Origin of the sequence: Nocardioides sp. (assembly GCF_050246775.1) — a bacterium.
In the GTDB taxonomy this organism is placed as follows: Bacteria; Actinomycetota; Actinomycetes; order Propionibacteriales; family Nocardioidaceae; genus Nocardioides.
Genome location: NZ_JBFWVK010000018.1, coordinates 1 through 3,992, shown reverse-complemented (window position 1 = coordinate 3,992; position 3,992 = coordinate 1). Strand labels below are relative to the sequence as shown.

General features: G+C 64.9%; 3 protein-coding genes. All 3 read left to right on the top strand.

Translation table 11 applies throughout. The features are described from left to right. The first annotated feature begins 141 nt into the window (after positions 1-141). The 3 genes from AB7I40_RS23695 to AB7I40_RS23685 are packed head-to-tail and all read left to right on the top strand — an operon-like array spanning position 142 to position 3,877. Positions 142-1,227 carry a tyrosine-type recombinase/integrase gene (locus tag AB7I40_RS23695; protein ID WP_428348165.1) on the top strand — a complete coding sequence of 362 codons (1,086 nt, stop codon included), beginning with the start codon at positions 142-144 and terminating at the stop codon, positions 1,225-1,227. Then, positions 1,224-3,467 carry a tyrosine-type recombinase/integrase gene (locus tag AB7I40_RS23690; RefSeq protein WP_428348164.1) on the top strand — a complete coding sequence of 748 codons (2,244 nt, stop codon included), beginning with the start codon at positions 1,224-1,226 and terminating at the stop codon, positions 3,465-3,467. The genes AB7I40_RS23695 and AB7I40_RS23690 overlap by 4 nt, the downstream gene beginning before the upstream one ends. Next, on the top strand, positions 3,464-3,877 hold the full coding sequence (locus AB7I40_RS23685; protein ID WP_428348163.1) for a DUF6262 family protein: 414 nt from the start codon (positions 3,464-3,466) through the stop codon (positions 3,875-3,877). Before AB7I40_RS23690 ends, AB7I40_RS23685 begins: the two co-directional genes overlap by 4 nt. Positions 3,878-3,992 lie beyond the last annotated feature (115 nt).

The window sequence follows — 3,992 nt, the reverse complement described above, 5'->3', positions numbered from 1 at the left end:
TTATCTGGAGCCGGAACTCTGGCGTCTTTGACGTGCAGCACGAGGCCCGTAACCGTGCAAATGTGCCTGATGGAGGTGCTTATCTGAAGCCGTCCATCACACGGGATCGCGGGAGGATTCATGCAGGTTCAACGAGTTTTGGTGTCCGGTTCGCCGCTTGAGTCGTGGACTGTGCTTGATGATCATGGTGTCGTCGAGCCGGTGGAGCGGTTCCTGGCCTACCTGACCGACGTCGAGCGGTCGCCGAACACGCTCAAGGCGTATGCGCATGATCTCAAGGACTGGTTCGTCTTTCTCCGGTGCCGCGGCGTTGATTGGCGCCAGGTGACGCTGGAGAACGTGGGCGAGTTCGTGGCCTGGCTTCGGCTTCCGCCCGCCGGGCGGACCGCTGACGTGACGTTGCTGCCGTCGGCTTCCCATCATTGCGGGGCGGGCACGGTGAACAGGAAGCTGGCGGCGGTGAGCGGCTTCTACGTCTTCCACTCCCGTCATGGGGTTCCACTGGGCAACCTTGTCACCGAGTTCGAAACGGTCCGGCACCGAAGAACGGGATGGAGGCCATTCCTTGCCCACCTTGCCGGGGACAGGCCGCAGCGGCGCCGGATCGTGAAACTGCGTGAGCCGAAGAGGTTGCCGACAGTCCTGCCTGCAGTGAAGGCACAAGCAGTGCTGGATGCGTGCATGCGGCTGCGGGACCGGTTCCTGTTCGTCCTGCTGTGGGAGTCGGGAATCCGTATCGGCGAAGCACTCGGACTCAGGCATGAGGACATTGCAGTGGCCGAGGGCGAGCTGACGATCCGTCGGCGGGTGAACGCCAACCGGGCCCGGGCGAAGTCCGTTACCCCGCGCACGATACCGATCGGCGCAGACGTCGTGCGGCTCTACGGCGACTACCTTCACGAGGAATACGGCGATCTGGACAGCGACTATGTATTCGTGAATCTATGGGGCGGCGCCCACGGCCGGCCGATGAGTTACGCGGCAGTCTATGACTTGGTGAAGCGGCTGCGCCGGAACACCGGGGTGGATTTTGACCCGCACTGGTTCCGCCACACCTACGCCACCCGCTTGCTGCGGGCCGGGACGCCCATCGAGGTGATCAGCAGCTTGCTTGGCCACGCATCGGTGGCAACCACCATCGACGTCTACGGCCACCTCAGTGTCGAGGACGCCCGCCGCGCCCTAGAGAAGGCAGGGCTGCTGACCGGAAAAGAGGTCACCTGGTGAGCCTCCCTGCGCTGAATGAATATGAAGATGGTCGCGGTCTGTTGGCTAAGCTCATGGCCACGGTCAGGCCAGAGTTCCGACCCGGTATCGTCATCCCCGCCCCTGGTGCTCTCGTCTTCAACACCGAGTCCTGCCGGATCGACGAGTGTGAGAGGCAACGCACGGTCAAGGGGCTCTGCAAAGGCCACTACAAGCGCTGGCTGGACCAAGGACGCCCCGACTGGGAGTCGTTCCTTGCCAGCCCGGGCCGGTTGCCCGTAGGCGATGGCCCCTTGGCGGCATGCGCCGTCACGTGGTGCCGCTTCGGTTCGGCCAGACGCGGCCTCTGCGTCAGCCATCACGGATTCTTCGGACGCTCCGGCGAAACCGATGTGATCAGATGGCTCGCTACCCTCTCCCCCGAGCCCGCCACCGAGCGGCCCGCATGCCGGCTCGCGTTCTGTGACCTCTGGGCACAGGGCAACTCGCCGTTGTGTGTGAACCACAAGTCCCGGTGGCACGCCCTCGGTTCGCCGGACATGGAAGAGTTCGTCACCCGTTGCGAAAGCGTGGGCCTGGACCGGTTTGATTTCCGATGCTTGGACGACCGACCCCAGCTGCGGCTGGAGCTCCAACACGCCTTGCAGTGCCGCCACGACGAACGCCGGGCCAGTACCCGCGCCTCCGTCGTAACGCCTGTGATCCGGCTCGTCTCCGACAGCGGCGTCACCTCCCTGCTGGACTGGAATCCTGACCAGTGGGCCGCGTTCTATAGCGCCAGCCGGGCAGGCCGCAGCCACCGCCACAACGGGCAACTCGCATTCCTGCGCTTTGCCTACACGCGGCTCGAAGACCTCTCCGCCGGAACCGGCTGGGAGTCCGAGTATTCCCGCGACGCCTGGGCCCTGAACCGGCTCGGCTATACCGACACTCGCGGCACCCTCCGCTTCACTAAGATCACGCAACCATGGCTGCGCGCCCTGGCAAAGCGCTTCATCCGTTGGCGGTTGAGCAGCGGACGCGAAATCATCCAGGCCCGCGTCGACATCCTGGCCCTGAACCGATTCGCCGCGTTCCTCGCGCACGCTATCCCCGCCACTGATGGCCCGGACTGCATCGACCGCGGCATCCTGGAACGCTTCCTCGCCGAGCTCGCCCGGGACAAACGGGCCGTGACCTCCCGAAGCCGGGACGTCAGTTCCCTCAGCGCCTTCTTCGCCGCGATCCGCCGTCACGGCTGGGCCGAGAACCTGCCGGCGTCAGCAAACTTCTACCCTGAAGACTTCCCCCGACCGGCCAAACGGCTGCCCAGGGCCCTGGCCGATCACATCATGGCGCAACTCGACCAGCCCGAAAACCTCGATAAATGGGCAAACCCCGACAGCCGGCTTCTCACCCTGGTCCTGATGCGCTGCGGTCTGCGCGTCGGGGACGCCTGCAACCTGGTACCCGACTGCGTGGTCCGTGACGGCGACGGCGCCCCCTACCTGCGGTATCTGAACCGCAAGATGAAACGCGAAGCCCTCGTCCCCCTCGACGAGGAAGTCCATACCTCCATCCTCGACCAGCAACAACGCGTCCGCGAACGGTTCCCCGAAGGCAGCAACTGGCTGTTCCCGGCCCCGAAGATGAACCCCGACGGGGCGAAACCGCTCACCACCCACTCCTACCGAGGACAGCTTGAAGACTGGCTGGAACGCTGCGACATCCGCGACGAACACGGCCTAGAGGTGCGCCTGACCCCGCACCAGTGGCGCCATACCTTCGGGACAACACTGATCAACCGCGACGTTCCACAGGAAGTTGTCCGGGTCCTCCTCGATCACACCTCCGCCGAAATGACCGCCCACTACGCCCGGCTGCACGACACGACCGTGCGCCGCCACTGGGAGAAAGCCCGCAAGGTCAACGTCAACGGCGACACCATCACCGTTGACCCGCAAGGCCCTCTCGCCGAAGCCAGCTGGGCCAAGCAACGCCTCGGCCGCGCGACACAGAGCCTGCCGAACGGGTTCTGCGGGCTGCCGGTCCAGAAATCCTGCCCGCACGCCAACGCGTGCCTGACCTGTCCCATGTTCGTCACCACCGCCGAGTTCCTCCCCCAGCACCGCGAGCAGCGCCGCCAGACCGTCCAGATCCTCTCCGCCGCCGAGGCCCGTGGACAGACCCGACTCATAGAGATGAACCAGGCAGTACTGCACAACCTGGACCGCATCATCGATTCCCTCGACGACAACGCACCAAACGAGGCGGCCGGATGAACCGCGCAGACAACAGCCGGCATCTGATCAAGGCCGCCCAGCAGCGCGCGGCGCTCACCCGGTCCAAAGCCATCCAAGCGCTGCGCACCCTGCACGCGGACGGCCGCCCGGTCACCTTCGACGCCGTCGCCAGATACGCCCGGGTCTCCCGATCCTGGCTTTACACCCAGCCCGACCTCCGCGCCGAAATCGAACGCCTCCGCCAAAACCAAGCCTCGCCGGAGCCTACGCCGGAATCCCGGTCACAGCGGGCAAGCGAGGCCTCGCTACGACAACGACTTGAAGCCGCCAACGACCGAATCAGACGACTCAACGACGAGAACCAACGCCTGCGAAAGGCCCTCGAACACGCCCTCGGACAACGCCGCCAAAACCCATCACCAGCTCCCGCAACCATCCCGAATCAATAACAGTTCCACGACAAGGAAAGGACACCCAATGCCACCGTCATGCACGTCCCGGACACAACCACCACCCCAAAACTGCAGGCCAAAGGCACACCAGCCCGACGGGCTCAAGATAATC